At 71.8% G+C, this 26591-nt stretch carries 32 protein-coding genes; 14 read left to right on the top strand and 18 right to left on the bottom strand.

Annotated features, from left to right (window positions below):
• Positions 1 to 200 precede the first annotated feature (200 nt).
• Entirely contained in the window at positions 201 to 461 is a 261-nt protein-coding gene (gene rpsT, locus BT341_RS18280; RefSeq protein ID WP_072477457.1) for a 30S ribosomal protein S20, read from the bottom strand.
• Between the two features lie 342 nt (positions 462 to 803).
• Here rpsT and BT341_RS18285 point away from each other — a divergent pair, with 342 nt between their 5' ends.
• Both BT341_RS18285 and BT341_RS18290 read left to right on the top strand, forming a co-directional pair.
• Positions 804 to 1667 carry a DMT family transporter gene (locus BT341_RS18285; RefSeq protein WP_072477458.1) on the top strand — a complete coding sequence of 288 codons (864 nt, stop codon included), beginning with the start codon at positions 804 to 806 and terminating at the stop codon, positions 1665 to 1667.
• 23 nt (positions 1668 to 1690) lie between these two features.
• Complete coding sequence (locus tag BT341_RS18290) at positions 1691 to 2065, top strand: VOC family protein (RefSeq protein ID WP_072477459.1); 375 nt, start codon at positions 1691 to 1693, stop codon at positions 2063 to 2065.
• Here BT341_RS18290 and BT341_RS18295 read toward each other — a convergent pair.
• The gene (locus BT341_RS18295; protein WP_072477460.1) at positions 2062 to 2682 is read right to left on the bottom strand and encodes a class I SAM-dependent methyltransferase; all 621 of its coding nucleotides are present in this window, start codon (positions 2680 to 2682) and stop codon (positions 2062 to 2064) included. The two genes, BT341_RS18290 and BT341_RS18295, sit on opposite strands and share 4 nt — an antisense overlap.
• Positions 2683 to 2797: 115 nt before the next feature.
• On the opposite strand from BT341_RS18295, the gene lepA reads away from it, so the two are divergent.
• On the top strand, positions 2798 to 4648 hold the full coding sequence (gene lepA / locus BT341_RS18300; RefSeq protein ID WP_072477461.1) for a translation elongation factor 4: 1851 nt from the start codon (positions 2798 to 2800) through the stop codon (positions 4646 to 4648).
• A gap of 160 nt (positions 4649 to 4808) precedes the next feature.
• Positions 4809 to 5567: an LLM class flavin-dependent oxidoreductase gene (locus BT341_RS18305; protein ID WP_084743226.1), complete on the top strand. Its 759-nt coding sequence runs from the start codon at positions 4809 to 4811 to the stop codon at positions 5565 to 5567.
• Between the two features lie 8 nt (positions 5568 to 5575).
• Here the strand turns inward: BT341_RS18305 and BT341_RS18310 are convergent, their stop codons facing one another.
• The 3 genes from BT341_RS18310 to BT341_RS18320 form a co-directional block, all read right to left on the bottom strand.
• Positions 5576 to 6151 carry a PH domain-containing protein gene (locus BT341_RS18310; RefSeq protein ID WP_072477463.1) on the bottom strand — a complete coding sequence of 192 codons (576 nt, stop codon included), beginning with the start codon at positions 6149 to 6151 and terminating at the stop codon, positions 5576 to 5578.
• Between the two features lie 20 nt (positions 6152 to 6171).
• Positions 6172 to 6618, bottom strand: coding sequence for a pyridoxamine 5'-phosphate oxidase family protein (locus BT341_RS18315; protein ID WP_072477464.1), 447 nt, complete (start codon positions 6616 to 6618; stop codon positions 6172 to 6174).
• 104 nt (positions 6619 to 6722) lie between these two features.
• Positions 6723 to 8495: a family 20 glycosylhydrolase gene (locus BT341_RS18320; RefSeq protein ID WP_072477465.1), complete on the bottom strand. Its 1773-nt coding sequence runs from the start codon at positions 8493 to 8495 to the stop codon at positions 6723 to 6725.
• A 142-nt stretch (positions 8496 to 8637) separates the two neighbouring features.
• Between BT341_RS18320 and BT341_RS18325 the strand changes: the two genes are divergently transcribed.
• On the top strand, positions 8638 to 9687 hold the full coding sequence (locus tag BT341_RS18325) for a nitronate monooxygenase (RefSeq protein WP_072477466.1): 1050 nt from the start codon (positions 8638 to 8640) through the stop codon (positions 9685 to 9687).
• Here the strand turns inward: BT341_RS18325 and BT341_RS18330 are convergent.
• From BT341_RS18330 to BT341_RS18340, 3 genes are all read right to left on the bottom strand, one after another.
• The gene (locus tag BT341_RS18330) at positions 9684 to 11126 is read right to left on the bottom strand and encodes an amino acid permease (RefSeq protein ID WP_177328842.1); all 1443 of its coding nucleotides are present in this window, start codon (positions 11124 to 11126) and stop codon (positions 9684 to 9686) included. The two genes, BT341_RS18325 and BT341_RS18330, sit on opposite strands and share 4 nt — an antisense overlap.
• Positions 11127 to 11217: 91 nt before the next feature.
• Complete coding sequence (locus BT341_RS18335) at positions 11218 to 12261, bottom strand: alpha/beta fold hydrolase (protein ID WP_072477468.1); 1044 nt, start codon at positions 12259 to 12261, stop codon at positions 11218 to 11220.
• 137 nt (positions 12262 to 12398) lie between these two features.
• Positions 12399 to 13364 carry a quinone oxidoreductase family protein gene (locus BT341_RS18340; RefSeq protein ID WP_072477469.1) on the bottom strand — a complete coding sequence of 322 codons (966 nt, stop codon included), beginning with the start codon at positions 13362 to 13364 and terminating at the stop codon, positions 12399 to 12401.
• Between the two features lie 59 nt (positions 13365 to 13423).
• On the opposite strand from BT341_RS18340, the gene BT341_RS18345 reads away from it, so the two are divergent.
• Genes BT341_RS18345 through BT341_RS18355 form a run of 3 tightly spaced genes read left to right on the top strand, consistent with a single transcriptional unit; the run spans position 13424 to position 14468 of the window.
• The gene (locus tag BT341_RS18345; RefSeq protein WP_072477470.1) at positions 13424 to 13627 is read left to right on the top strand and encodes a hypothetical protein; all 204 of its coding nucleotides are present in this window, start codon (positions 13424 to 13426) and stop codon (positions 13625 to 13627) included.
• A gap of 11 nt (positions 13628 to 13638) precedes the next feature.
• Positions 13639 to 14103: a guanyl-specific ribonuclease gene (locus BT341_RS18350; protein ID WP_072477471.1), complete on the top strand. Its 465-nt coding sequence runs from the start codon at positions 13639 to 13641 to the stop codon at positions 14101 to 14103.
• Positions 14100 to 14468, top strand: a complete 369-nt coding sequence (locus tag BT341_RS18355) for a barstar family protein (protein WP_072477472.1) — start codon at positions 14100 to 14102, stop codon at positions 14466 to 14468. Before BT341_RS18350 ends, BT341_RS18355 begins: the two co-directional genes overlap by 4 nt.
• Here the strand turns inward: BT341_RS18355 and BT341_RS18360 are convergent.
• The 9 genes from BT341_RS18360 to BT341_RS47880 all read right to left on the bottom strand — a co-directional run bounded on the left by BT341_RS18360 (position 14443) and on the right by BT341_RS47880 (position 21328).
• Complete coding sequence (locus BT341_RS18360; RefSeq protein WP_072477473.1) at positions 14443 to 14709, bottom strand: Lrp/AsnC ligand binding domain-containing protein; 267 nt, start codon at positions 14707 to 14709, stop codon at positions 14443 to 14445. The two genes, BT341_RS18355 and BT341_RS18360, sit on opposite strands and share 26 nt — an antisense overlap.
• A gap of 115 nt (positions 14710 to 14824) precedes the next feature.
• Positions 14825 to 15598 (bottom strand): enoyl-CoA hydratase family protein, encoded by a 774-nt coding sequence (locus BT341_RS18365; RefSeq protein WP_072477474.1) that lies wholly within the window; start codon positions 15596 to 15598, stop codon positions 14825 to 14827.
• Between the two features lie 53 nt (positions 15599 to 15651).
• Positions 15652 to 16389, bottom strand: a complete 738-nt coding sequence (locus BT341_RS18370; RefSeq protein WP_072477475.1) for a sirohydrochlorin chelatase — start codon at positions 16387 to 16389, stop codon at positions 15652 to 15654.
• Positions 16386 to 17648 carry a sulfate adenylyltransferase subunit 1 gene (locus BT341_RS18375; protein WP_072477476.1) on the bottom strand — a complete coding sequence of 421 codons (1263 nt, stop codon included), beginning with the start codon at positions 17646 to 17648 and terminating at the stop codon, positions 16386 to 16388. Before BT341_RS18375 ends, BT341_RS18370 begins: the two co-directional genes overlap by 4 nt.
• Entirely contained in the window at positions 17648 to 18568 is a 921-nt protein-coding gene (gene cysD, locus BT341_RS18380) for a sulfate adenylyltransferase subunit CysD (RefSeq protein WP_072477477.1), read from the bottom strand. The genes BT341_RS18375 and cysD overlap by 1 nt, the downstream gene beginning before the upstream one ends.
• Before the next feature lie 10 nt (positions 18569 to 18578).
• Positions 18579 to 19274, bottom strand: a complete 696-nt coding sequence (locus BT341_RS18385) for a phosphoadenylyl-sulfate reductase (protein WP_072477478.1) — start codon at positions 19272 to 19274, stop codon at positions 18579 to 18581.
• The gene (locus tag BT341_RS46485; RefSeq protein ID WP_072477479.1) at positions 19271 to 19420 is read right to left on the bottom strand and encodes an Insertion element protein; all 150 of its coding nucleotides are present in this window, start codon (positions 19418 to 19420) and stop codon (positions 19271 to 19273) included. Before BT341_RS46485 ends, BT341_RS18385 begins: the two co-directional genes overlap by 4 nt.
• Positions 19417 to 21111, bottom strand: coding sequence for a nitrite/sulfite reductase (locus tag BT341_RS18395; protein ID WP_072477480.1), 1695 nt, complete (start codon positions 21109 to 21111; stop codon positions 19417 to 19419). The genes BT341_RS46485 and BT341_RS18395 overlap by 4 nt, the downstream gene beginning before the upstream one ends.
• Before the next feature lie 106 nt (positions 21112 to 21217).
• Positions 21218 to 21328 carry a putative leader peptide gene (locus tag BT341_RS47880; RefSeq protein WP_425426382.1) on the bottom strand — a complete coding sequence of 37 codons (111 nt, stop codon included), beginning with the start codon at positions 21326 to 21328 and terminating at the stop codon, positions 21218 to 21220.
• 204 nt (positions 21329 to 21532) lie between these two features.
• Between BT341_RS47880 and BT341_RS18400 the strand changes: the two genes are divergently transcribed.
• The 3 genes from BT341_RS18400 to BT341_RS18410 all read left to right on the top strand — a co-directional run bounded on the left by BT341_RS18400 (position 21533) and on the right by BT341_RS18410 (position 24166).
• On the top strand, positions 21533 to 21949 hold the full coding sequence (locus BT341_RS18400) for a VOC family protein (protein WP_072477481.1): 417 nt from the start codon (positions 21533 to 21535) through the stop codon (positions 21947 to 21949).
• Between the two features lie 14 nt (positions 21950 to 21963).
• A complete protein-coding gene (hemW, locus tag BT341_RS18405; protein WP_072477482.1) occupies positions 21964 to 23181 on the top strand; it encodes a radical SAM family heme chaperone HemW in 1218 nt (405 codons plus the stop codon).
• A 64-nt stretch (positions 23182 to 23245) separates the two neighbouring features.
• Positions 23246 to 24166: an NADP-dependent oxidoreductase gene (locus tag BT341_RS18410; protein WP_072477483.1), complete on the top strand. Its 921-nt coding sequence runs from the start codon at positions 23246 to 23248 to the stop codon at positions 24164 to 24166.
• Between the two features lie 11 nt (positions 24167 to 24177).
• Here BT341_RS18410 and BT341_RS18415 read toward each other — a convergent pair whose 3' ends face one another.
• Entirely contained in the window at positions 24178 to 24822 is a 645-nt protein-coding gene (locus tag BT341_RS18415; protein WP_425426483.1) for a TetR/AcrR family transcriptional regulator, read from the bottom strand.
• Between the two features lie 142 nt (positions 24823 to 24964).
• Between BT341_RS18415 and BT341_RS18420 the strand changes: the two genes are divergently transcribed.
• From BT341_RS18420 to BT341_RS18430, 3 genes are read left to right on the top strand one after another with little or no spacing between them, the layout of a single operon-like run.
• Positions 24965 to 25381 (top strand): SgcJ/EcaC family oxidoreductase, encoded by a 417-nt coding sequence (locus BT341_RS18420; protein WP_072477484.1) that lies wholly within the window; start codon positions 24965 to 24967, stop codon positions 25379 to 25381.
• On the top strand, positions 25378 to 25749 hold the full coding sequence (locus BT341_RS18425) for a hypothetical protein (protein ID WP_072477485.1): 372 nt from the start codon (positions 25378 to 25380) through the stop codon (positions 25747 to 25749). The genes BT341_RS18420 and BT341_RS18425 overlap by 4 nt, the downstream gene beginning before the upstream one ends.
• Positions 25750 to 25775: 26 nt before the next feature.
• Positions 25776 to 26588 carry a siderophore-interacting protein gene (locus BT341_RS18430; protein ID WP_072477486.1) on the top strand — a complete coding sequence of 271 codons (813 nt, stop codon included), beginning with the start codon at positions 25776 to 25778 and terminating at the stop codon, positions 26586 to 26588.
• Positions 26589 to 26591 lie beyond the last annotated feature (3 nt).

A 26591-nucleotide genomic window follows, 5' to 3' on the forward strand; every position in this document is an offset into this window, starting at 1 on the left:
CGCGCGAAGGCCGGGCGCCCAGCGGTGCGGGGCGAGGGGCGGAAAGGTTGGCCGCTGAAGCGGGCCGCGCGAAGGCCGGGTATCGAGTCGCCGAGAGCCACTCCGTCCTGGCGGCCACGCGCCGCACTGCCGCTCCAAGCCACGCCCGGACATGAAGAAGGCCCCGGCCGGAGCCGGGGCCTTCCCAGAAATCAACCAGCTCAGAGCGCGTTGACGCGCTTGGCCAGCGCCGACTTCTTGTTGGCGGCCTGGTTGGCGTGGATGACGCCCTTCGAGACGGCCTTGTCCAGCTTCTGGGCGGCGTCGCGCTGCAGCTCGATCGCCTTGGCCTTGTCGCCGGCCTCGGCGGCTTCGCGGACCTTGCGGATCGCGGTCTTCACCGAGGACCGGATCGCCTGGTTGCGCTGACGCGCCTTCTCGTTCGTCGTGATGCGCTTGATCTGCGACTTGATGTTGGCCATAGGGCAACTCCTGTTTCACTCGGTGAGATCGCCGCCGCGCTGAAGTGGCCCCGCTCGGAAACGAACGGGCTTCCTCCATGACGGAATGCCGCACGGGCAGCGAGCGACCACTCTAACAGCCGGGCCGGCGGCACCCGCAGCCGGTCGCCGGGGAGTACCTTGGACGACGGTAGTGCCTAGGGTTCCGCCGCCGGTCCGCGCTCGACGACACGACACAACCAGGACCGGTGGGGCTGGTCCGAGCGGCACCGTCGGCGGGCCCGGACGGCCTGCCGTTCATCTGACGGGGCAAAAGCCTGGAGGACCCGGTTTTCGCGCGCGCGAAAACCCGAAAGGGTCCCAATGAACGGCACCGCTCTCTCCTTCGTCCTCGTCGCGGCCGTCGTGCACGCCGCCTGGAACCTGGCCGCCAAGCGGATCTCCGCCGGTGGCACCCAGTTCGTCTGGCTCTACTACACCGTTTCCGCGGTCGTCCTGCTGCCCGTCACGGCCGTGCTGCTGGCCGTCGAACCGCAACGTCCACAGTGGAGCTGGCTGCTCGCCGCGCTGGGCACGTCGGTGCTGCACATCGCCTACGGCATCGTGCTGCAGCGCGGGTACCGGGTCGGCGACCTCTCCGTCGTCTACCCGGTCGCGCGGGGCACCGGGCCGCTGCTGTCGGTGCTCGCCGCCGTCCTGGTGCTCGGGGAACGTCCCGGCGCGCTCGGGCTGCTCGGCGCGTTCCTGGTCGTCGCCGGAGTGCTCGTGATCAGCACCGGCCGGACCGGAGGCGACGCCCACGCGGTCAAGGCCGGCATCTTCTACGGCCTCCTGACCGGCGCCGTCATCGCCGGCTACACCCTCTGGGACGCGCACTCGGTGACCGGCCTCGGCGTGCCGCCGGTCGTCTACTTCGGCCTCGGCTCGGTGCTGCAGAGCGTGCTGCTCGTCCCCGGCGCGCTGGCCGGCCGTGCCGAGGTGCGGCGGCTCTGGCGCGAGCGACGCCGTGAGGTGCTGCTGGTCGGGCTGCTTTCTCCGGTCGCCTACATCCTCGTGCTGTTCGCCCTCACGATGGCGCCGGTCAGCCTGGTCGCGCCCGCTCGCGAGCTGAGCATCGTGCTCGGCGGCCTCGCCGCCTGGCTGGTGCTGGGCGAGCGGGACGCCGTGCGGCGGCTCGCCGGGTCGGTGATCGTGCTCACCGGCATCGCCGCGATTGCGGCCGCCTGAGCGCGTCCGGTAGGGATGGTCGGATGGAAGTCCTGAAGAGCCGGCTGCTGATCCGCCCGCGCGACGCCGAGGCGAGCACGGCGTTCTACCGCGACACGCTCGGCCTCGCCGTGGAACGCGAGTTCCCCGGCGGCACCGTGTTCTTCCTCGGCCACGGCTCCCTGGAGGTCTCCGGCCGCGGCGAGACGGGTGCGTCGCCCGACCTGGTGCTCTGGCTGCAGGTCCGCGACCTCGCCGCGACGCTCGCCGACCTGAAGGCCAAGGGCCTGGAGCCGGTGCGGGACGCCCGGCGCGAGCCCTGGGGGCTCGACGAGGCCTGGATCGCCGACCCCGACGGCACGCGCATCGTGCTGGTCGAGGTGCCCGAGGGCCACCCGATCCGGACCGACACCCGCTAGCCGGGCTTGACGGCGCGCAGTTGCGCGGCGAGCGCGGCGAAGCCGGGCGGGTCCCACGTCCAGGTCTGCAGGTCGGTGAAACCCGCCTCGGCGGCTTCATAGGCCAGGACGTGCCTGCTCACGGGCAGCCACTTCTCGTGCGCCGACAGCAGCAGCCGCCCGCCGGGGCGCAGCACCCGGAACAGCTCGGCGAACGCGGCCGCCCGGTCGTCCCAGAGCATGACGTTGTTCACGGTCAGCACGACGTCGATCGACCCGCCGGGCTCGCCGGTCCGCGCGGCCGACCCCTCGCGCAGCTCGGCGCGGTCGCCGCAGCGCTCGTGGCACAGCGCGAGCATCTCGGGGGAGGGATCGACGCCGACGGCGCGTCCGGCCAGCCGCGAGGCGGCGTCGAGGCCGACGCCGGGACCGGGCCCGACGACCAGGACGGTCTCGTCCGGCCGGATCCGGGCCAGCTCGACGATGCGCTGTTCGGTGGCGGCGTTGCCCCTGGCCATCAGCCATCCGCCGAGGCGGCCGAGCGTGCCCGAGGGGTGCCCGAACGCGCGGTCGAGGACGCGGGCGAAGCCGCCTGGATCCGGCTGGGGAGGGGGTGCCGGCTGGTGCGAAGTGCTCATACTCCGAGGGCACCACTTCTCGCGGAAGCCCGCATCGGGGATGACCCCCACCCGCACCCGGAGGGCCATGGGAACATAGAGGTGGCCATCCCCGACTTTCCGAGGACTCATTCGAGTGACAGCGTCCAGCAAGTTCGCCGACACCACCTTCACGCCGCCGGAGCTCATCCGGAACTTCTGCATCATCGCCCACATCGACCACGGCAAGTCCACCCTGGCCGACCGCATGCTGCAGCTCACCGGCGTCGTGGAAGAGCGGGCCATGCGCGCTCAGTACCTCGACCGGATGGACATCGAACGCGAGCGCGGCATCACGATCAAGGCGCAGAACGTCCGGCTGCCCTGGCAGGTCGACGGGCAGGACCACGTCCTGCACATGATCGACACGCCCGGGCACGTCGACTTCACCTACGAGGTGTCGCGGGCGCTGGAGGCCTGCGAAGGCGCCATCCTGCTGGTCGACGCGGCGCAGGGGATCGAGGCCCAGACCCTGGCCAACCTCTACCTGGCGCTGGAGAACAACCTCCAGATCATCCCGGTGCTGAACAAGATCGACCTGCCGTCGGCGGACCCGGACAAGTACGCGGGTGAGCTGGCCCACATCATCGGCTGCGAGCCCGAGGAGGTCCTGCGGGTCTCGGCCAAGACCGGCATGGGCGTCGCCGAGCTGCTCGACGCCGTCGTCAAGCAGGTCCCGGCGCCGCAGGGCGACGCCGACGCGCCGGCCCGCGCGATGATCTTCGACTCGGTCTACGACACCTACCGCGGCGTCGTCACCTACATCCGCGTCGTCGACGGCAAGATCACCCCGCGCGAGCGGATCCGGATGATGTCCACCGGCGCCACGCACGAGCTGCTGGAAGTCGGGATCATCTCGCCGGAGCCCAAGCCCAGCAAGGGCCTCGGCGTCGGCGAGGTCGGCTACCTGATCACCGGCGTGAAAGACGTTCGCCAGTCGAAGGTCGGCGACACCGTGACATCGGAACGGCACGGCGCGAAGGAACCGCTGGCCGGCTACCGCGAGCCGAAGCCGATGGTCTATTCCGGACTGTATCCGGTGGACGGTTCCGACTACCCCGAGCTGCGCGAGGCCCTGGACAAGCTCCAGCTGAACGACGCGGCGCTGACCTACGAGCCGGAGACGTCGGTGGCGCTGGGCTTCGGCTTCCGCTGCGGCTTCCTCGGCCTGCTGCACCTGGAGATCACGCGGGACCGCCTCGAGCGCGAATTCGGCCTCGACCTGATCTCGACGGCGCCGAACGTCATCTACCGCGTGGTCCTCGAGGACCGCAGCGAGGTGGTCGTGACCAACCCGTCCGACTGGCCGAGCGGGCTGAAGATCGCCGAGGTGCACGAGCCGGTGTCGAAGGTGAGCATCCTGGCGCCGTCGGAGTTCGTCGGCACGATCATGGAGCTGTGCCAGACCAAGCGCGGCACCCTGCTCGGCATGGACTACCTGTCCGAGGACCGCGTCGAACTGCGGTACAACATCCCGCTGGCGGAAATCATCTTCGACTTCTTCGACACGCTGAAGTCGCGCACGCGCGGCTACGCGTCCCTCGACTACGAAGAGGCGGGCGAGCAGACCGCCGATCTGGTCAAGGTGGACATCCTGCTGCAGGGCGAAACCGTGGACGCCTTCTCGGCGATCGTGCACAAGGACGCGGCCTACGGCTACGGCAACCGGATGGCGACGCGGCTGCGCGAGCTGATCCCGCGGCAGCAGTTCGAGGTCCCGATCCAGGCGGCGGTCGGCTCGCGGATCATCGCCCGCGAAACGATCCGCGCGATCCGCAAGGACGTCCTCGCGAAGTGCTACGGCGGTGACATCTCGCGGAAGCGGAAGCTGCTGGAGAAGCAGAAGGAAGGCAAGAAGCGGATGAAGACCGTCGGCCGGGTCGAGGTCCCGCAGGAGGCCTTCGTCGCCGCGCTGTCCACCGAGGACTCGGGCAAGGGCAAGAAGTAGCTGCTCCTCGTGTGCTGTCGGATCCCCTGCGGCTCGTTCGTAGTGGATACGAAGCTCGGAACCAGGCCGGGCCGCAGGGAAAGGCAGCACCATGACAGGTGACTCGACACGCCAGATCAGGCCGTTGCGGTTCGGAGCCGTCGCGCCGATCGGCAGCGGCATGCCGGCTTGGCGGGACCAGATACGCGCTCTGGCCGGCAGCGGTTACTCGACGATCTTGATGCCCGACGTGCCGCAGTGGCAGCCGGCACCGGGTCCGGCGCTCGCCGTGGCGGCGACGCTCACCGGCCTGCGGGTGGGGACCTGGGTGTACGCGTCTCCGGTCCGGCCCGCGTGGATCACCGCGTGGGAGGCGCACTCGCTGTCCGTGCTCACCGACGGGCGTTTCGAGATGGGCATCGGCACCGGACGGCCCGGGATCGCCGGCCAGCTCCGCGAGCTGGGCCTGCCGGTCACCCCGGTGAGCCGGCGGTCGAGCCAGGTCCGCGAGGTCGTCGCGGCCCTGCGTGACCTCGACGGCCCGGACCGGCACACCCCGGTGGTCATGGCCGTCGGCGGCCCGAAGGCGGAAGCGCTCGCCGCCGGACTCGCCGACACGGTGACCTTCGTGATGCCGCAGATCGAGACGCGGGCCGAGACGATGCAACGGGTGCAGCGCTTCGACAACCGTCGCGGTGCGGAACTGGCGTTGCACGTGCCGGTGGTCGGCGACTCGGTCGCGGCCTTCATGGCCGGGCCGGACACCGACCCCGCCGCCGTCCGAGCCGCGGATTCGCTGGCGTTCCTGCCCAGTGATCCCTCCGCCGCCGCCGAGGAGATCCAACGGCGACGCGAGGAGGCCGGTATCTCCTACTTCGTGTTCGGCGCTGACGCCGCCGGGGTCCTCGCACCGGTCGTTGCCGAGCTGGCCGGCCGGTAAGAGCCAGGTCAGCGGATGCGCGGGAGGCTCCGGAGCTGGGCGTGCAGCTGCCGGTGGCGCAGCTCCTTCCGGAGCCGCTCGACCACCGCGTCGAACAGGGCGGGATCGAGGATCGCCGTCTGCTCGAACTGCCGCCGCTGCGGTGGTGCCGGCCGGAGGCGGCCGCGCGGGGTGTAGCGCTGGACCGAGCTCTCGATGCCGCCGCCGGTGACCAGGTCGACCCAGAGCGCGTCGCGCAGGTAGCCGTCGCCGAACCGGGCCGAGCGGCGAGTGCTGACGTCGGCGATCTGCGACCACGGGACCAGCCGCGTGCTCAGCGTGCCCGCCGGTACGCGCAGGCCTTCGTCGCCGACGGTGAGGTCGCGAAGGCCCTCGTAGCCGCGCTTGAGCGCGCGGGCGCGGGACAGGCGGTAGGCGGCGACCGCGACGAGCACGGTGGCGGCGAAGGCACCGCCGATCAGCCACGGCGACAGGCCACGCACCAGCCGGAGGGCGAGCACGGCCCCGAACCCGGCGTCGGCGACGGCGAGCACGCCGACCAGGACCTTGACCGGCGTGGTGAGGTGCAGCGAGGACTCGGACAACGGGACGGCTCCAGTGAGGGTCAGGGGTTGCCGATTATCCGGTCCGCCCGGACGAACACGGCAACCCGGCGCTCTTCGGCCATCACGCGGTCGTACTCGGCCCAGTCGTCGTGGGTCCCGGTGGCGGCGATGAAGACGTCCCGCAGCAGCTGCGGCAGCCCGGCGGGATCGAAGGCGGGGTCGGGATCGTCCGGCCCGACGAGGTGGGTGGCGCCGGTGACGGAAGCCCAGTGCCACCCGCGCCGGAAGGTGACGGTGGCATGCCCGGCCCGCCGCAGCAGCGCGAGCTTGTGCGCCTTCCCGACGGCGACGTAGGCCACGCCCGGAGCGCCGGTCACCGGATCGTCGAGGACGCCGGCGTTGACGACGGAGGAGTGAACGGTGCCGTCGGCCCGCGTCGTGGCGACGGTGGCCAGGCCGTGCTCCTGCAAGGACAGTGTGCGCACCTGCTCCAGATCGACGGTCATGCCCCAACCTAACCCGCGCGTCGGGCCGCGTGTTCCGGTTTCACGCCGTGCGACGAGACGTTCACCGAGGGCCGGGCCCGCGACCGCGGGCCCGGCCCGCCGGTTCAGCAGGCTCCGTTGTCCGTCCACACTCCCCACTGGCCCGTCGTTCCCGGCTCCTCTCCCTGTGTCCACCACTTCGCCGTCCACCTGTGGCCGTTGTGGGACACCACGTTCCCGCCCGTGTACACCTGCGTCGCGCTCCACTCGGGGTCCGTGCACGTTCCCGGGTTCGTCGTCCCTCCCGTGTCCCACGCCACCTGGGGTGACCGGTAGAAGTCGATCCCCTGCGCGACCCAGCGCGGCGCCTGGGCTCCCAGGCGGGTGCGGAACGCCGTCCAGTCGTGGGTCGACCACGGTGACCAGCCCAGTTCCGCGTGGGCCGCCACGCGCGGGAACGCCAGGTAGTCGATGTCCGCCGGGGTCACCACCGTTTCCGTCCACAGCGGCGACTCCACCCCGCGGACCGCGGCCTCGCCCACCCCCGACAGGTACGCCCCCGGGTTCCAGCCGTACGCGTCCTGCACCTCGACGTACCCCGCCCACGACAGGCCGATCGGGGTCGAGCTGTTGTACTTCATGTCCAGGTACGCCTTGTTCGCCGGCGACAGGATCACCTTGCTGCCGCCGGACACCGCCGTCGACACGCCCTGGTCCGACGTCGTCGTTCCCCAGAACTGCGGGGTCGCCGAGGCCGGCAACGCCGCCTTCGCGATGTCGTGCCAGCCCACCACCGACTTGCCCGTCGCCGCCACCAGGGGCAGGACCTTGTTCACGAACGTCACGTAGTCCGCCTGCGGTGTCGCCGATGCCTCGTCGCCGCCGATGTGCAGGTACGGGCCCGGGGTCAAGGCCGCCAGCTCGCGCAGCACGTCCGCGACGAACGTGTATGTGATGTCCTTCGAGATGCACAGCGAGCTGTAGCCGACCGCCGTGTCCGTCCGCAGGGCCGGTGCCACCCCGTTGCAGTTCAGCTCCGCGTACGACGCCAGCGCCGCGTTGACGTGACCCGGCATGTCGATCTCCGGGATCACCGTGATGTGCCGCGAAGCCGCGTAGTTCACGATGTCCGTGTACTGCGCCTTCGTGTAGTAGCCGCCCGCGCCGCCGCCGACCTGGGTGCTGCCGCCGTACGTCGCCAGACGGGGCCAGCTGTCGATCTGGATGCGCCAGCCCTGGTCGTCCGCCAGGTGCAGGTGCAGCGCGTTGATCTTGTACTCGGCGAGCTGGTCGACGTACCGCTTGACCGTCGACACCGGGTGGAAGTGCCGCGCGACGTCGAGCATCGCGCCCCGGTAGGCGAAGCGCGGGTAGTCCAGGATCGTCGCGCCCGGGATGGTCCACGGCCCCGGTTGAACGCCCGGGCTTTCGATGCTGCCCGGCAGCAGCTGCCGCAACGTCTGGACGCCAGCGAACAGCCCGTCGGCCGTGGTGGCCCGCACGGTGACCGAAGACGCCGTCGACACGAGCTGGTAGCCCTGCGCGCCGACCGCCGCCGGCGCGCCGCTCAGCAGCAGCGCGATGCTGCCGGACGGCACGGACGCCGGCGCGTCGGACACCGGCAGCGCGAAGCCGGTCGACGGGCGCAGCACCCCGGCGAGGTAGTCGCCGACCTGCTTCGCCGGGGCCGATCCGGCCTCGGTGACGATCTTCGTCGTCGCGACCAGCGGGAAGGTGACGCCGCTCGCCGGGGTCACCGAGACCGGTGCGGGGACGATCGACTGCAGTGCCGGCGTGGCCGCGGCCGCCGGGGTGAGCTGGGCGGCCGTCGTACTGGCGCCGAGCAGCGCCAGCACCGCGAAGGCGCGGCCGAGGCGCCGCGCTCGGGATGTCTTCACCGGGACCTCCTGGCGGGGAAGGGCGCGACATCGCCGTCGCACCTGCCGGGATCGTCGCACTTCCACGGCTTCTGGTCTAGACCAATCTGGGTGGCCCGCGGATCACACGCCGCGACCGGCCGGGCGGGCTACGCTCACAGGCATGTTCGACGAGCTGACGTTCCCGGTGATCGCCGCGCCGATGGCCGGCGGACCGACCACCCCCGAGCTGGTCGCCGCGGTGTCCGAGGCCGGCGGCTTCGGCTTCCTCGGCGCCGGCATGCTCACCCCCGCCGCGCTCGCCGCGCAGATCGACCGCGCCGCGGAGCTGACCGGCCGGCCGTTCGGGGTCAACCTCTTCGTTCCGCAGCCGGACACCGGCGCGGACATCTCCGCGCACCGCGCGCGGCTCGAGGCCTTCGCCCGCGAGTACGACGTCGAGCTCGGCGAACCGAAGTGGGACGACGACGCGTACCCGGCGAAGCTGGACGTCGTGCTCGAGAAGCGGATCCCGGTCGTGTCGTTCACCTTCGGGCCGCCGTCGCCGTCGGACGTGGTCAGGCTCCACGACGCCGGCGCCGCGATCATCGTCACGGTGACCACGCCGGAGGCCGCGCAGCGGGCCGCGGACCTGGGCGCCGACGCGCTCGTCGTGCAGGGCTTCGAAGCCGGCGGCCACCGGAGCCTGTTCACCGACGACCCGCACCGGCCAGGGGGCGGCCCCGAATACGGCGTCCTCGCGCTCCTGCGGCTCGTCGCCGCCCGCGTCGACCTGCCGCTGATCGCCGCCGGGGGCCTGGTGCACGGCGCCGACGTCGCCGCGGTGCTCGCCGCCGGGGCCGTCGCCGCCCAGCTCGGCACGGTATTCCTGCGCGCTGACGAAGCCGGCACGTCCGAGGCCCACCGCAAGGCGCTGGCACTGGCCGAGCGCGAGACGGCGTTCACCCGCGCCTTCAGCGGACGCCCGGCGCGTGGCCTGGTCAACAAGTTCATGGACGCGCTCTCCGAGGGCGCGCCGGCGGCGTATCCGCAGCTCAACCACCTCGCGGGCCCGGTGCGCAAGGCGTCGGCGAAGGCCGGCGACCCGGAGGCGATCTCGCTGTGGGCGGGCCAGACCTACCCGCTCGGCTACGACGCGTCGGCCGCCGTGATCCTCGAGCGGCTCAAGGTCGAGGCGCGCGACGGCGCCGCACGCCTCGACCGGATCCGCTAGCGGCCCGAGCGGTTCAGCAGCGAGTGCCGCCGGCTGTAGAGGAAGTAGATCACCAGGCCGATCGCGAACCAGATCGCGAACCGCAGCCAGGTCACCGGCTGCAGGAACGTGATCAGCCAGATCGAGAACACGACCCCGATCGCCGGGACCACCGGCATGCCGGGCGTGCGGAACGTCCGCGGCAGCTCCGGCTGCTTGTAGCGCAGCACGATCACCGCGACGCACACGACGACGAACGCGAGCAGGATGCCGATGTTCGTCAGCTCGGCCGCCTCGCCGATCGGCAGCAGCCCGGCGATGACCGCCGACGCCCCGCCGAGGATCCACGTCATGCGGCTCGGCACCTGCCGGGTCGGGTGGGTCTTGCCGAACCACGGCGGCAGCAGCCCGTCGCGGCTCATCGAGTAGCCGACGCGGGTGGCGCCCATCAGGAACGTGAACAGCACGGTGAGGATGCCGACGATCGCGCCGATCGCGATCACCGTGGCCAGCCCGGAGAGGCCGACCGACTTGAACGCCGTCGAGAAGCCGCTCTTCGGGTCGATCTCGGTGTACTTCTGCATGCCGGTCAGCACCAGGCAGGCCAGCACGTACAGCACCATCGAGATGGCCAGCGAGTAGAGGATCGCCTTCGGCATGTGCCGCTGCGCGTCCTTCGACTCCTCCGCGGCGGTGCTCATGGCGTCGTACCCGAACACGGCGAAGAACACGGTCGCCGCGCCGGTCACCGCGCCGCCGAAGCCGGCCGGGGCGAACGGCGTGTAGTTGCCGGTCTTGACGTAGAAGAAGCCGACCAGGATGACCACAAGCACGATGAGGACCTTGATGCCGACCATCGCCGTCTCGAACCGGGCGGCGCTGCGGATGCCGCGGTTGAGCAGGAACGCGATGAGCAGGCACAGCAGCGCGGCGAACAGGTCGACCTTGTGGCCCGGCCCGGTGCCGGGCGCGCCGAGCATCCAGGCGGGCAGGTCGAGGCCGAGCTGGCCGAGCAGGAAGCTGAAGTAGCCGGAGATGCCGATCGCCACGACCGACACGATCGCCGTGTACTCCAGCAGCAGGTCCCAGCCGATGAACCAGCCGACGACCTCGCCGAGCACCGCGTAGCCGTAGGTGTAGGCCGAGCCGGCCTTCGGGATGAGGCCGGCGAACTCGGCGTAGGAGAACGCGGCCGCGGCGCTCGCGACACCGGCGATGAGGAACGAGATCAGCACGGCGGGCCCGACACCCGGGATGCCGGCCGCCGCGTCGCCGTGCGCAACGCTGCCGGCGAGGGCGAAGATCCCGGCGCCGATGATGCCGCCGATGCCGATGGCCGTCAGCTGCCACAGGCCCAGGGTGCGTTTCAGGCCACCGCTTTCGCCTGCGTCCTGGATCTGGTCGATCGGCTTGCGCCGGAAGATGCCGGAGCTGCTGCCCAAGCCTCCTGGAGCGGACATCATCGTCTCCCGAACGGTCGGTGGAAGGGCCGGATCACGGACCCAACCGGGGAACCTACCGCCAACCGCGCGTGAAGACAGCGTGAGCCGCTCAGCCTGCCGCAGTGTCCTCGCTCACGGCCTCCGTCGCCGCCGCGGCGGCGCGCTTGGCCTGCGTGGTCCGCACCGCGCTCGCCGCGAAGTAGGTGAGCAGCTCGGCGATCTCGACCGGGTCGTCCAGCTGCGGGCAGTGCCCCCAGTCCTCGCGCACCAGCAGCCTGCTGTGCGGCACGAGCGTGTGCAGCTGCCGCCCGGACGCGGCGGTGACGAGCTTGTCCTTCCCGCACGCGACGACCAGCAGCGGCACCTCGACCGAGTCGAGCCGGTAGGCGTCGGCGAGCTCGGCGACGAGCTGCCGGGCCTGTTCGAGCCGGGTCTTCGTCGAGCGGTAGTCGGGGAACAGCGCCGTGAAGCGCTGCACCTGCACCGCGTCGGCGAGGCTCGAGTCGGCGTAGAGCAGCCGCGGGACGACCTGCTCGGCGACCTTGCGCACCAGGAACCCGGGCACGGGAACGGGCAGCGCCGAGTACAGCCGCAACGGCAGCGGGTAACGCGCCACGGTCCGGATCAGCCACGAGTCGACGAACCCGGGCGCGGCGATCGAGACGACCCCGGAGATCGGCAGCCTGCCGTTCTGGGCCGCGCGCAGGCTCATGGTGCCGCCGAGGGAGTTGCCGGCCAGCACGACCGAGCCGAGCACGGCCTGCTCGCGGATGACGGCGGTGGTGAACGCGTCGAGCTGCGGCAGCATCGGGCCGGGCCGCAGCGGCTGCGCGTCCCCGAACCCGGGCAGATCGACCGCGACCGCCGGGATCCCGGCGGCCGCGAGCTGCTCGAGGGCGGGGCGCCAGGTGTCGGCGCTGTCGCAGTAGCCGTGCAGGAGCACCAGCCGCGGCGCGGTGGGCCGGACGTGCGGCGCGGCCGCCCGGCGGCGCCGGGCCCGGCGGGGCACCTCCGGTTCGGGGGCGGTGCCGCCGACCTCGAGCACCCGGGTGCGGACGCCGGCGTAGCGCCGGAAGGAGACCCGGACGGGATCCGGGTCACTGCTGGACCGGCCGCCCGGTCCAGCCGAGGCGGGCCGCTTCGTCGCGGTCATGACTACAGATTAGCTTGCCAGCATTGGGTTTTGGTCGAGTTTTGGTGCTAACGACCCGGTCTCGAACTGAGTACGTCAAAGATTCACCAAATGCCGGGCCGGGCGCAACGGGAACGTCCGCCCAGCTCAGCACCGGTCTAGCGGGTGAAGACGATCTTCCCGGCGGTGTCGCCGTCGAGCATCGCCCGGAAGCCGTTAGGGGCCTCGGATAGGGGGAGCTCGGCGCCGATCTGGGGCCGGACGCCGGTCAGATCGAGGTAGGCGAGCAGATCCGCCAGCTCGTCGCGGGTGCCCATGGTCGAGCCGGAGACGCGCAGCTGGAGGAAGAAGACGCGCTGCAGCTCGGCACCCGCGTCGGGGCCGCTGGTCGAGCCGGAGACGACGATGATGCCGCCCGGCTTGAGCGACTTCACCGAGTGCGACCAGGTTGCCTTGCCGACCGTCTCGAACACGGCGTCGACGCGCTCGGGCAGCCGTGCGCCGGACTCGAAGGCCTGGTGCGCGCCGAGGCGCTCGGCGAGCGCGCGCTTCTCCTCGGTGCGGCCGGTCACCCAGACCCGGAACCCGGCCGCGCGGCCGAGCTGCACCAGCGCCGTCGAGACGCCGCCGGAGGCGCCCTGCACGAGCATCGTCTGGCCCGGCCGCAGGCCCGACTTCACGAAGAGCATCCGGTAGGCGGTCAGCCAGGCCGTGCCCATGGTGGCGGCTTCGGCGAAGCTCAGCGCGGCGGGCTTCGGCACGACGTTGCGGGCCGGCACGACGACCTGGTCGGCGAAGGTGCCCTGGTACTTCTCGGTGAGCAACGTGCGCTTCGGGTCCAGGGTGTCGTCGCCCTGCCAGCCCGGCGCGTTGATCACCGAGTGGATCACGACCTCGGAGCCGTCGTCGAGGGTGCCGGCGCCGTCGCAGCCGAGGATCATCGGGAACTGCTCCGGCTTGATGCCGACGCCCCGGAGGGTCCAGAGGTCGTGCATGTTGAGGCTGGCCGCCTTGACGTGCACGCGGACCCAGCCGTCCGGCACGTCGGGTTCGGGGCGCTCGCCCACGACGAGCGAGTCCAGCGGGCTTTCGGCGTTGGGTTCCTGCGCGTACACGGCGAACATGCCTCGCAACGTACCTCCCCTGCGGCGCGCGGGCAGCAGGGCGCGCGTAGGCTCACACCGTGTTCAACGGGCTTGCCGACTGGTGGGACGGGGTCGAGCTGTGGCTCGCCCAGGCGTGGTTCCCGGTCCAGTTCGTGCTGGTCATGGTGGTCGTCGTGCCACTGTGCCTGGTCGCGGCGTGGGTGCTGGACAAGCTCGTCGGGCTCTTCGCCCGCCGCCTCGCTCCGGGGCGTGACGACGACCGCACCGACACCTCGTCCTAGGCTGGCGCACCATGTTCAACCGAAGGCGGATCACCGCCGCGCTGATCGGGCTCCTCGTGCTGGTGCTGGGGGGCTGGCTGGTCAAGGACGTCCTCAGCGGCGGCTCACCGTCGTCGCCCGCGCCGGGCACCTCGGCGAGTGCCACCGCGCCCGCCAAGGGCGGCGCCGCCGTGCCGGGCGCGGACTCCGGGCTGCCGGTGAAGGCGCTTTCCGCGCTGCCGCCGCAGGCCACGGACACGTGGAAGCTCATCGAAAAGGGCGGCCCGTACCCGTATCCGCGCAACGACGACGTCGTGTTCGAAAACCGGGAGAAACGCCTGCCCGCCAAGAAGTCCGGCTACTACCACGAGTACACCGTGAAGACGCCGGGCAGCCCGGACCGCGGCGCGCGCCGGCTGATCACGGGCGCGGCGCACGAGCTGTACTACACCGGCGACCACTACGCGTCGTTCGTCGTCGTGGACCCGGCCCGATGAGCGCCTCGGAGCAGGCGAAGGCCGCCGCGGAACAGGCCTTCGCCAGGGGCGCGTACCCGCACCTGGTCAACTCGCGCCCGACCGTCGACAAGGCGAGCACGCTCAGCGCGTTCGCCGACGCACTGTCCTTTCCGGACTACTTCGGGCACAACCTCGACGCGCTGTACGACTGCCTGACCGACCTTTCGTGGCTGCCGCCGGGGGAGCACGTGCTGATCTGGCCGGGCTCGGAGGCGCTGCGCAAGGCCGAACCGAAGACGTACCTCGCGATCCGCAGCGTGCTGTCGGACGCGCAGCGCGCGCTGGGGCCGAGCGGCCGCAGCGCCGGCTCGTGGCGGCTCACGGTCGTGCTGCCGGACGCCTGAGCGGCGTCCCCGCGCGCTTGACCGTGCGGATCACCGGAGCGCTTTCGAGGCTCTGCACGCCGGGGAGCCCGGCGACGCGGCCGGTGAGGTACCGGTAGAGGTCGCGGCCGTCGCGGCAGTTCACCATCGCCGTGAGGTTCGTGGTGCCCGTGGTGGCGACGGCGAACGACGTCTCCGGGTGGCTCGCCAGCGTTTCGCCGGCTCCGGCCAGGGGACTCCGGTGCCGGCTTGAGCGCCCCAAGGCGGCCTTCGGTGCGTGTGACGCACCCAAGGTGGCCATGTCGCCACCGCCGCCCTCAGCGCGGGCGTTCGCGCCGCAGCGTCAGTCAGCGCACCCAAGGCCGCCCTCGGGCGGGTCAGTCCTGCGGGACCCAGTTCGGCTTGCGCTTCTGCGCGAACGCCAGGATCCCCTCCTGGCCTTCCTCACTGGCGAAGAACTTCGCCGACAGCGCCAGCATGTCCTCGAAGCCCTCCGACGGTGTCGCCGGGCGGGGGCGGCTCAGCAGCGCCTTCGTCTCCGCCAGTGCCTTCGGGCCGCCCGCCGCCAGTGCCTTGACGTACCGGGCCACCTCGGTGTCCAGTTCCGCGGCCGGGACCGCCGAGTTTAGCAGGCCGATCTCCACCGCGCGGCGGGCGTCGAACGTGTCGCCCGTCAGGAACAGCTCGTGGGCCGCGCGGGGGTTCAGGCGCGGCAGGACCGTCAGCGAAATGACCGCCGGGACCACGCCGATGCGGACCTCCGAAAACGCGAACGTCGCCTCCGGGACCGCCACCGCGATGTCGCACGCCGCCACCATGCCGATGCCGCCGGCGCGGGCCGGGCCCGCCAGGCGGGCCACCACCGGCTTCGGGCTGGTCCACAGCTGGTCGAGGATCTTCGGGAACTCGTTCACGCCCTGGTCGCCCGCGCCGGCGCCGCGGGCCTCCTTGAGGTCCATGCCCGCGCAGAACACCGGCCCCGTGTGGGTGAGCACGATCACGCGCACCGCGTCGTCGGCGGCCGCCGCGGCCAGGGCCGAAGACAGCTCGCCGCGCAGCTGCGCCGACAGCGCGTTGCGGTTGTGCGGGGAGTCCAGGGTGATCGTGGCGGTGCCGCCCACCACGTCGTAGTGCACCAGTTCGTCAGCCATGCCGACACCCTTGCACACTCCCCGCCACCGCGGCCGCTCAGCCGATCACGCTGTCAGGCGTACTGACGGAGCAACGCGCTGACCGCGGCGGCGTACCGGCTGATGACCACGTCGGCGACGCGCGGGTCGTCAGCGAGCGGTGCCGCGACGAACGCGCGAGGGTCGGCTTCGCGGGCCAGCCGGGCGATCCGGTCCGGCAGCAGGCCCGGCGCGAGGAACCACGACGCCACGATCAAGTGACGCGCCCCGCGGGCCCGCAGCCGCGCGGCCGCCGCCGGGATGTCCGGCTGGGCCGCGCTGGCGAACGTCTCGCTCACCGGGAGCCCGAGCCGGGCTTCCCACCTCGCCGCGAGCGCGGCGACGACCGCGTTCGCGGCCGCGTTCGACGAGCCCACCGCGCTGACCAGCACGCCCGTGCCGCGGCGGCGGGGCGCGGCGGCCAGCCGGTCCAGCGCCACCGCTTCCAGCGCCGGGTCCGCGCCCAGTACCTCCGCCGTCCGCACGACGAAGCCCGGGCACGCGGAGACGACTTCCTCGATCAGGGCGGGCAGGTCGACCCGCGCGTGGAACGCGCTGCCCAACAGCAGCGGCACCACGACCGCCGTCCGGTGCCCGGCCGTGTACAGCTCCCGCAGCACGTCGGTGACCCGCGGTTCGGAAAGGTCCAGGAAGGACTCGTGGACCGGCACGCCCGGTGCCTGCGCGCGCACGACGTCGACCAGCGCCCGCACGGTCGCCGCCGAGCGGGGGTCACGGCTGCCGTGCGCGACGGCCACCAGGGGCGGGGTCACGAGAAGCGCTCACCCACCAGGCCCGCGGCGAGCGTGTCGCCGTCCTTGGGGTCGATCACCAGGAACGCGCCGGTGCGCGGGCTGACGCCGTAGTCGTCGACCCCCAGCTCCTCGGCCAGCCGCAGCGTGACGCGGCCGATGTCGTTGAGCTCCAGCGACGCCGGCGAGTCCACACTGGACAGTGTCTGCTCGTCGAACCGCGCGTGCAGCTCGTCCACCAGCGCCTGCACCGTGCGGGTGCCGTGCTTGACCAGCACGCGCGCGCCCGGCTTGAGCGGCTTCGACGACAGCCAGCACAGCGTGCCGGTGATCTCGTCGGTGATCCGCGGCGGGGCGTCCGCGGCGGCGATCAGGTCGCCGCGGGAGATGTCGATGTCGTCGGTGAGCAGCAGCGTCACCGACGTTCCGGCCCCGGCCTCGGCCAGCGGGCCGTCGGCGGTGTCGATGCGCTCGACCCGGCTGCGGATGCCCTGCGGCAGCACGACGATCTCGTCGCCGGGCCGGACCGTGCCGGCCGCGATCTGGCCCGCGTAGCCGCGGTAGTCCGGGTACTCCGGCGTGCGCGGCCGGATGACGTACTGCACCGGGAACCGCAGCGCCGAGTCGTGCGGGTCGGGCGCGACCGGGACCTCTTCCAGGTGCTCCAGCAGGCTGGGGCCGGAGTACCACGGCGTCCGCTCCGAACGCGTGGCGACGTTGTCGCCCTCCAGCGCCGAAACCGGGATCGCGAGGACCGAACCGCGCTGGTAGCCCAGCGATTCCGCGTGCGCGGCGAACTCCTCGGCGATCACCGTGAACGTCGCTTCGTCGTAGCCGACCAGGTCGATCTTGTTCACCGCCAGCACCAGCTGCGGCACGCCCAGCAGCGCCAGCACGGCCGCGTGCCGCCGGGTCTGCTCGATGACGCCCTTGCGCGCGTCGACCAGCAGCACGGCCAGCTGCGCGGTGGAGGCGCCGGTCACCGTGTTGCGCGTGTACTGCACGTGCCCCGGCGTGTCGGCTAGCACGAACGACCGCTTCGGCGTGGCGAAGTAGCGGTAGGCGACGTCGATGGTGATGCCCTGCTCGCGCTCCGAGCGCAGGCCGTCGACCAGCAGCGAAAGGTCCGGTGTGGACAGTCCCTTGTCGACGGACGCGCGGGTGACGGCGTCGAGCTGGTCGGCGAGCACCGACTTCGTGTCGTACAGCAGCCGCCCGACGAGCGTCGACTTGCCGTCGTCCACGCTCCCGGCGGTGGCCAGGCGCAGCAGCGAACTCATCAGAAGTACCCCTCACGCTTGCGGTCTTCCATGGCCGCTTCGGACATCCGGTCGTCGGCGCGGGTGGCGCCGCGCTCGGTGAGCCGGGACGCCGACACCTCGGCGATGACCTCTTCGACGGTGGTGGCGGTGGATTCGACCGCGCCGGTGCACGAGCCGTCGCCGACGGTCCGGTAGCGGACGCTCAGCTCGTGGATCTCCTCGTCCGGCCGCGGGCCGAACCACGGGCCCTCGGTGAGCCACATGCCGTCGCGGCGGAACACCTTCCGCTTGTGCGCGTAGTAGATCGACGGCAGCTCGACCTTCTCGCGCGCGATGTAGTTCCAGACGTCGGCCTCGGTCCAGTTGGACAGCGGGAACACGCGGACCTGCTCGCCCGGGCGGTGCCGTCCGTTGTAGAGGTTCCACAGCTCGGGCCGCTGCCGTCGCGGCTCCCACTGGCCGAAGGCGTTGCGGAGGCTGAAGATCCGCTCCTTCGCCCGGGCCCGCTCCTCGTCGCGGCGGCCGCCGCCGAAGACGGCGTCGAACTTGTGCTCGGCGATCGTGTCGAGCAGCGGCGTGGTCTGCAGCGGGTTGCGCATCCCGTCCGCGCGCTCTTCGAGACGCCCGTCGTCGATCCAGTCCTGGACCTTCGCGACGACCAGGCGCAGCCCGTGCCGTTCGACGACGCGGTCGCGGAACTCGATGACCTCGTCGAAGTTGTGCCCGGTGTCCACGTGCAGCAGCGGGAACGGCACCGGCGCCGGCCAGAACGCCTTGATCGCCAGGTGCAGCAGCAGTGTCGAGTCCTTGCCGCCGGAGAACAGGATCACCGGCCGGTCGAACTCGCCCGCCACCTCCCGGAAGATGTGGATGGCTTCGGACTCCAAAGCCGCGAGGTTGTCCTGTGCCGCATCGGTCGCGGGCTCCAAGGTCGTCATACGTCCTTCCTCAGCCGTGCAGTCCGCATTCGGTCTTCGACTTGCCCGCCCACCGGCCGCTGCGCGGGTCGGCGCCCGGCTCCACGCGGGCCGTGCAGGGTGCGCAGCCGATGGAGAGGTAGCCGATGGAGACCAGCGGGTTCTCGAGGATCCCGTGCTCGCGGATGTAGCCGTTGAACTCCTCGTCGGTCCACGCCGCGATCGGGTTGACCTTCACCAGGCCGTTGCGGTCGTCCCAGGTGACGATGGGCGTGTTCGCCCGGGTCGGCGCGTCGACCCGGCGGACGCCGGTGACCCACGCCGAGTACTTCGCGAGCGTCTGGCGCAGGGGGACGACCTTGCGCAGGAAGCAGCACTGGTTCGGGTCGCGTTCGTGCAGCTTCGGGCCGTACTCCGCGTCCTGCTCGGCGACGCTCTGCGCGGCCTGGGCGTTGACGATCTTCACGTCCGGGTAGACGGTCTGCACCGCGTCCCGCGTGCCGATCGTCTCCGGGAAGTGGTAGCCGGTCTCCAGGAAGAGCACGTCCACATCGGGCTTGACCTTGGTGGCGAGGTCGATCAGCACGGCGTCCTGCATGTTGGACGCCACGATGAAGTCGTCGCCGAAAGTGTCGGCGGTCCAGCGCAGTGCTTCTTCCGCGGTCGCGTCGGCGAGCTCCTTCGAGGCGCGCTCGGCGAGAGTCTTGTGGTCGGCGGTGGCGGTCATCGGGAAACCTCCGGGAGGGACAGGCCGAGGAACTTGACCGAGAAGACCCGGCGACAGGCCGAACACAGCCAGCCGCCGTTCTCTTCCGGCCGCAAGTCCTCGTCACCGCAATACGGGCAGTACAACGGTGTCGCTCGTTCGGTCACTGCAGGGCGCTTTCTTCGGCCCGCACGACCCACTGCGCGAACCGCTCGCCGGGTTCGCGCCCGGCGAGGTAGTTGCGCACGACGCGCTCGACGTAGCCGGTCAGCTCGTCCGAGGTGACCTTGTGCCCGCGCAGCTTCCGGCCGAACCCGGCGTCGAGGCCGAGCCCGCCGCCGAGGTGCACCTGGAAGCCTTCGACCTGGCGGCCGTCGGCGTCGGTGACGATCTGGCCCTTCAGCCCGATGTCCGCGGTCTGCACGCGGGCGCAGGAGTTGGGGCAGCCGTTGAGGTGCACGGTGACCGGGACTTCGAGTTGCGCGTTGATGTCGGCCAGCGACTTCTCCAGGTCGGCCACGAGCTGGCGCGCGCGGGCCTTCGTCTCGACGATGGCCAGCTTGCAGAACTCCAGCCCGGTGCACGCCATCACGCTGCGCCGCCACGGCGACGGCTCCACCTGCAGGCCCAGCTCGGCCAGTTCGGCCTTGAGCGCGTCGACCTTGTCGCCCGGCACGTCCAGCACGAGCAGCTTCTGCAGCGGGGTGAGCGCCGTCCGGCGCGAGCCGGCCCGTTCGGCGGCGTCCGCGACGGCGACGAGGGTGCCGCCGGACACCCGGCCGGCGATCGGCGCGGCGCCGACGTAGAAGTTGCCGTCCTTCTGCCGGTGCACGCCGACGTGGTCGATCGGCGTGGGCGGGTCGACCGGCGGCGGGCCGTCGATCAGCTTGCGCTTGAGGTACTCGTTCTCGAGGACGTCGCGGAACTTCTCCGGGCCCCAGTCCTTGACCAGGAACTTCAGCCGCGCCCGCGAGCGCAGCCGGCGGTAGCCGTAGTCGCGGAAGATCGAGACGACACCTTCCCAGACGTCCGGGACCTCGTCGAGCGGGATCCACGCGCCCAGCCGCTGCGCGAGCATCGGGTTGGTGGACAGCCCGCCGCCGACCCACAGGTCCAGGCCGGGGCCGTGCTCGGGGTGCTCGACGCCGACGAACGAGACGTCGTTGAGTTCGTGCACGACGTCGGGCAGCCCGGAGACCGCGGTCTTGAACTTGCGGGGCAGGTTCGCGTACTTCGGGTCGCCGATGTAGCGGCGGCGGATCTCGGCCAGCGCCCCGGACGCGTCGAGCACCTCGTCCGCGGCGATGCCGGCGACCGGCGAGCCGAGCATCCCGCGGGGGCTGTCGCCGCACGCCTCCATCGTCGTCAGGCCCACCTCTTCGAGGCGGGACCAGATCGCCGGGACGTCTTCGATGCGGATCCAGTGGTACTGGATGTTCTGCCGGTCGGTGATGTCGGCGGTGTCGCGCGCGTAGTCCTTCGACAGCTCGCCGAGCAGGCGCAGCTGCGCGGTGGTGAGCCCGCCGCCGTCGGTGCGCACGCGCATCATCAGGTAGCGGTCGTCCAGCTCTTCGGGCTCCAGCGTGGCGGTGCGGCCGCCGTCGATGCCCGGCTTGCGCTGGGTGTAGAGGCCGAACCAGCGGAACCGCCCGCGCAGGTCGCCGGGGTCGATCGCGTCGAACCCGCGGTGGGCGTAGATGTTCTCGATCCGCGCCCGGACGTTGAGCGGGTGGTCGTCCTTCTTCGACCGCTCGTTGGGGTTCAGCGGTTCCCGGTAACCGAGCGCCCACTGCCCCTCACCGCGCTTCTGCTTGACGCGCGCGGGGCGGGCGGGGGTCTGACGCGTGGGCGTGGCCATGGCGGCGTCCTCCGAGAGGCGTTTCGAGGCGGCGGAGGACCACCGGCTCGCGGGTGTCCTCCGGCGCCGGCTGTCCAGGTTCGTGGCAGGTGGTGGCGATCGGGAGTCAGCGAACGGATCCGCAGAGGGCGCTGGCGACCCGCAGGAGGTCGACGTGGCGGCGGGCCACGAGGAGAACACCGGCATGAGTCACGGCGTCAGCGTGCCACGCGTCCACAATGTGGTCCAGGGCTGCCCGAATGCTGGGAGAAGGGTCACTCGCCTGCGACAACGCGGCCCAGCGGCAGGGCCGCGACCTGGGCGTCCGGCGTTCCGGCGGCCGTTTCCGGCACTGTCAACCGCCCAACGGCCGCGGCTTGCGCCGAGTAAACCACTATGAGTAAAGTACTACAAACAAAGTGCTTTGGAGGGGGACCGAGGAATGCAGGTCAAGGGTTTCGGGGCGGGGTACCTGGTCGACGACGTCGCCGCGACCACGCGCTTCTACGCCGACGTGATCGGGCTGCCGGTCACCGTCGAGCTGGACTGGTTCGCCAGCATCAACGCCGGGGCGCCCGGCTACGAGATCAGCTTCGTGCGGCGCGGGCACGAGTCGGTGCCTGAGGGGTACCGGGCGCAGCAGGCCGCCGGGCTGGCGTTCGGGCTGGTCGTCGAGGACGCGGCGGCGGAAGCGGAACGGCTCGCCGAAGCCGGTGTGGAACTCGTCACGCCGGTCGTCGACGAGGTCTACGGGCAGCGCCACTTCTACGTCGCCGATCCGAACGGCGTGCTGCTCGACATCATCGAGCCGATCGCGCCCGACCCGGACTGGGCGGCGGCCAACCTCCCGGCTTCGTAGGGGACAATCGGGGCGTGCCCGAACTGCGTCCCGACCCGGCCCACCCGCTCGACCCGGCGTTGCCCGACAGCGCGCTGAAGGGGCTCGGCAGCCGCGCGTTCGGGGTCTATGTGCACGTGCCGTTCTGTGCGACGCGCTGCGGGTACTGCGACTTCAACACCTACACCGCGGGTGAGCTCGATTCCGGTTCCTCGCCGCGGTCCTGGCTCGAAGGGCTGCGGCGGGAGCTGGAGCTGGCCGCGCGCGTGCTCGTGGTGCCGCCCGCCGCCGACACCGTGTTCGTCGGCGGCGGCACGCCGTCGCTGCTGGGCGCCGACGGCCTCCGCTCGGTGCTCGACGCCGTGAAGGACGTCTTCGGGCTCGCCCCGGGCGCCGAGGTGACGACGGAGTCGAACCCGGAGTCGACGTCGCCGGAGTTCTTCGCCGGGATCCGCGAGGCGGGCTACACGCGCGTCTCGCTCGGCATGCAGTCGGCCGCGCCGCACGTGCTGAAGGTGCTCGACCGCGTCCACACCCCGGGCCGGCCGGGCCAGGCCGCCGCGGAGGCGCGTGCGGCCGGGTTCGAGCACGTGAACCTGGACGTGATCTACGGCACGCCCGGCGAACGTCCGGACGACCTGCTCGCCACCCTCGACGCCGTGCTGGCCGCGGGCGTCGACCACGTGTCGGCGTACGCGCTGATCGTCGAGGAGGGCACGGCGCTGGCCCGCCGCGTGCGTCGCGGCGAGCTGCCCGCGCCGGACGACGACGTGCTGGCCGCGGACTACGAGATGATCGACGCGACGCTGTCTTCGGCCGGGCTCCGCTGGTACGAGGTGTCGAACTGGGCGGCGTCCGACGCGGCCCGCTGCCGGCACAACCTCGGCTACTGGCGCGGGGACGACTGGTGGGGTGCGGGCCCGGGCGCGCACAGCCACGTCGGTGGCGTGCGCTGGTGGAACGTCAAGCACCCGGCGCGCTACGCCGCCCTGCTCGCCGCCGGCGACTCGCCCGCCGCCGGGCGCGAAGTGCTCAGCGAGGACGACCAGCACCTCGAGCGCATCATGCTGGAACTGCGCGTCGCCGAAGGGCTCCCGCTCGACGTGCTCGACGAGCCCGGGCTGGCCGAGGCCAGGGCCGCCGCGGCCGAAGGCCTGCTCGATCCGTCCGCTTTGGACTCCCGTGGCCGCGCGGTGCTCACCGACCGCGGACGGCTGCTGGCCGACGGCGTCGTCCGGCGCCTGGCGGGCTGACGGGAATTAAACCGCCGGGCCGGGTCGTTGCTTGTATCGAGCAACGACATTTCGAGGAGGCCCCATGGCGCGCGCGATCAGGTTCGACGAGTACGGCGACGTGGAGGTCCTCCGGGTCGAGGACGTGCCCCGGCCGGCGCCGGGACCGGGGCAGGTGCTCGTCGAGGTGCGCGCCGCCGGCATCAACCCGGGCGAGGGCTACATCCGGCAGGGCCTGCTGCACGAGCGCTGGCCGGCCACGTTCCCGTCGGGACAGGGTAGTGACTTCGCCGGGGTGGTCGCGGAGCTCGGCGACGGCGTCGAGGAGATCGCCGCCGGCGACGAGGTCATCGGGTTCGTCCACACGCGATCGAGCCACGCGGAGTACGTCGTGGCGGAAGCGGAGAACCTGACGCCGAAGCCCGAGGGCGTCCCGTGGGAGGTCGCCGGTTCCCTGTTCGTCGCCGGGACCACCGCCTACGCCGCCGTGAGCGCGGTGTGCCCGCGCGAGGGCGACACGGTCGTCGTCTCGGGTGCCGCGGGCGGCGTCGGTTCGCTGGCCGTCCAGCTCGCGAAACTGGCCGGGGCCACGGTGATCGGCCTGGCCGGGGAAGCCAACCACGCGTGGCTGCGCGAACTGGACGTGATCCCGGTGGCCTACGGCGACGGCGTCCGCGAGCGGATCGAGGCGGCCGCGCCGGACGGCGTGCACGCGTTCGTCGACACGTTCGGCTCCGGCTACGTGGATCTGGCGCTGCACCTGGGCATCCACCCGGGACGGATCGACACGGTCATCGACTTCGCCGCGGCGGAGAAGTACAACGTCAAGACCGACGGCAACCTGGCCGCGGCGTCGGCCGAGGTGCTGCGCGAGCTGAGCCTGCTGGTGGACAAGGGGTTGCTGGAGGTGCCGATCGCCCGCGTCTACCCGCTGGACGAGGTGCGCGAGGCCTACCGCGAGCTGGAGCGGCGGCACACCCGCGGCAAGATCGTGCTGCGCCCGTAGCTTCGCCGCGGTCAGTTCTCCGCCGCGAGGACCTTCAGGCCGGCGAGATAGGTGTCGAGAGCGAACTCGAGGCGCTCGTCCGCGGTCTCGGCGGAGAAGAACTCGCCGATGTGCAGCATGTTCGGGAACGCCTCGGCGGGCAGCGAGCGCATGTACGCCACCATCTGCTCGCCCCGCCGGGCGGTCTCGGCCTCGTCGATGTCGCCCCACGTCCAGCCGCTCGCTTCGTAGGCGTACGCCTTGGCGTAGAGCGCCAGGGCGTCGCCCGCGAAGGTCGCCTGCTTGAGCGTCAGGCCGCCCGCGCGGAGCAGGGCCAGCATCGCTTCGCCCTGACGCAGTGAGCTGGGGGTGACCGGCACGGCGATGTCCCACGCGACGCGGGCGATGCCGGGGTGGGCCACCATCACCCCGATCTGGGCCCGGACCAGTTCCTTGACCTGCTCGTCCCAGCGCGCCGGGTCCGGTTCCGGCAGCGGCGCTTCCGCGAGGACGGCGTCGAGCATCAGTTCCGCCAGCTCGTCCTTGTTCGCCACGTGCGCGTAGAGCGACGCGGGCCCGGTCTCCAGCTCCTGGGCGATCCGCCGCATGGTGACCGCGTCCAAGCCCTCCTTGGCCAGCACGTCCAGCGCCGTCTTCACGATCGACTCCTGCGACAGCGCGGGTTTCGCGGCACGGCGCCGCGGCGCGCTGCGCCACGGTGGTGGGGGAACGGTCACGCGAACACTGTACTTGACGCGAACAGTGTTCGTTACTAGAACGGTGTTCGTCAAACGAACGACGTTCGTCAGAGGGGATCTCATGACCACCACCACTGCCGAAGCCGACGTCCGCGCCGTGCTGGGCCGGCTCGTCCAGGCCTGGAACGCCGGCGACGCGACCGCGTACGGGCGGCTCTTCACCGAGGACGCGGACTACGTGACGTTCTTCGGGACGAACTTCCCGGGCCGCGAGGCCATCGAAAACTCGCACCGCGCGCTCTTCGAAGGGCCGTTGAAGGGCTCCAAGCTGACCGGGCGGCTCGGCGCGGCCGCGAAGGTGCGGTTCGTCCGCCCGGACGTCGCCGTGGCCGTCGCCGGCGGGGGGTCTTCGCTGACCGGCGCCGAGACCACCGACGAGGGGCGGGAGTCCACCGTCAGCTTCGTGCTCGTCAAGGCGGACGGGGAGTGGCTGATCACGGCGTTCCAGAACACCCGCGTCTCGGATCCGCGCGGGTGAAAGCGCTTGCGGAGGTCTCGGGCGTCGTCGCGCGGCCGCCCGGGGAGGTGTTCGAGGCGCTGCGGCAGCGGGTGGCCGGGGGTGGCTACCCGCTGCGCCTGGAGGTCGACCGCGAACGCGGCTTCCTCGCGGTCCAGGGCGGCTGGTGGTACCGCGGGGAATACCGCGTGACGGCGGACCCGGGTGGCGCCCGCGTCGAGCACCGGGTGGTCAACGCCGCGTCGCGCGGACGCTGGGGTGTGCCGCTCGCCAATCGGTTCTTCTTGGGCTTCCGCGCGCGGACGGCCGCCGGTTTTGCCCGGTTGCTCGAAGAATTGGGCCGCCCGGGTGGCCCCGGGGCCGCATCGGCGCGTACGGTGCTTAGGTAAGCCTTAGTTCGCGCGAGGAGTTGTCGATGGCTGAAGCACCCCGGCGGTCCGGGCGTCCCGCGGTGCGGCTGCGGGTGCTGCGCACCGAGCGGCTCACCCCGCACATGATCCGGATCGTCGCGGGCGGCGAGGGCATCGCCGATTTCACGCCGAACGAGTACACCGACGCGTACGTGAAGGTGCTGTTCAAGGTGCCCGGCGTCGAGTACCCGGAGCCGTTCGACGTCCAGGAGTGCCGCGCGAACCTGCCGCGCGAGCAGTGGCCGCGGATGCGTTCCTACACCGTCCGGGCGTTCGACCCGCAGGCCGGCGAGCTGGTCCTCGACTTCGTCCACCACGGCGACGAGGGCATCGCCGGCCCGTGGGCGGCCTCGGCGAAGCCGGGCGACGAGCTGCTGCTCTCCGGTCCCGGCGGCGCGTACGCCCCAGGGGCCGAGGCGGACTGGCACCTGCTGGCGGGCGACGAAAGCGCGTTGCCGGCCATCGCGGCGTCGCTCGAAGCGCTGCCGGCCGGTGTCCCGGCGCACGCGGTGATCCTCGTGGAGAACGCCGCCGAGGAACAACCGCTGGTCACGAAGGCGGACGCGCAGATCACGTGGCTGCACCGGGCGTCCGGGGACGACGTCGCGGCGGCGGTGCGGGCGCTGCCGTGGCGGGACGGCGTCGTGCAGGCGTTCGTGCACGGCGAGGCGGGGTTCGTCCGCGACCTGCGGCGGTACCTGCTCGACGAGCGCGGGGTGCGGCGTGAGCTGTTGTCGATTTCCGGCTACTGGCGGCTGGGGAAGAACGACGAAGCCTGGCGTGAGGAGAAGGCCGCCGAGCGGGCCCGCGAGAAGTAATCT

Origin of the sequence: Amycolatopsis australiensis, from assembly GCF_900119165.1 — a bacterium.
Taxonomy (GTDB): domain Bacteria; phylum Actinomycetota; class Actinomycetes; order Mycobacteriales; family Pseudonocardiaceae; genus Amycolatopsis; species Amycolatopsis australiensis.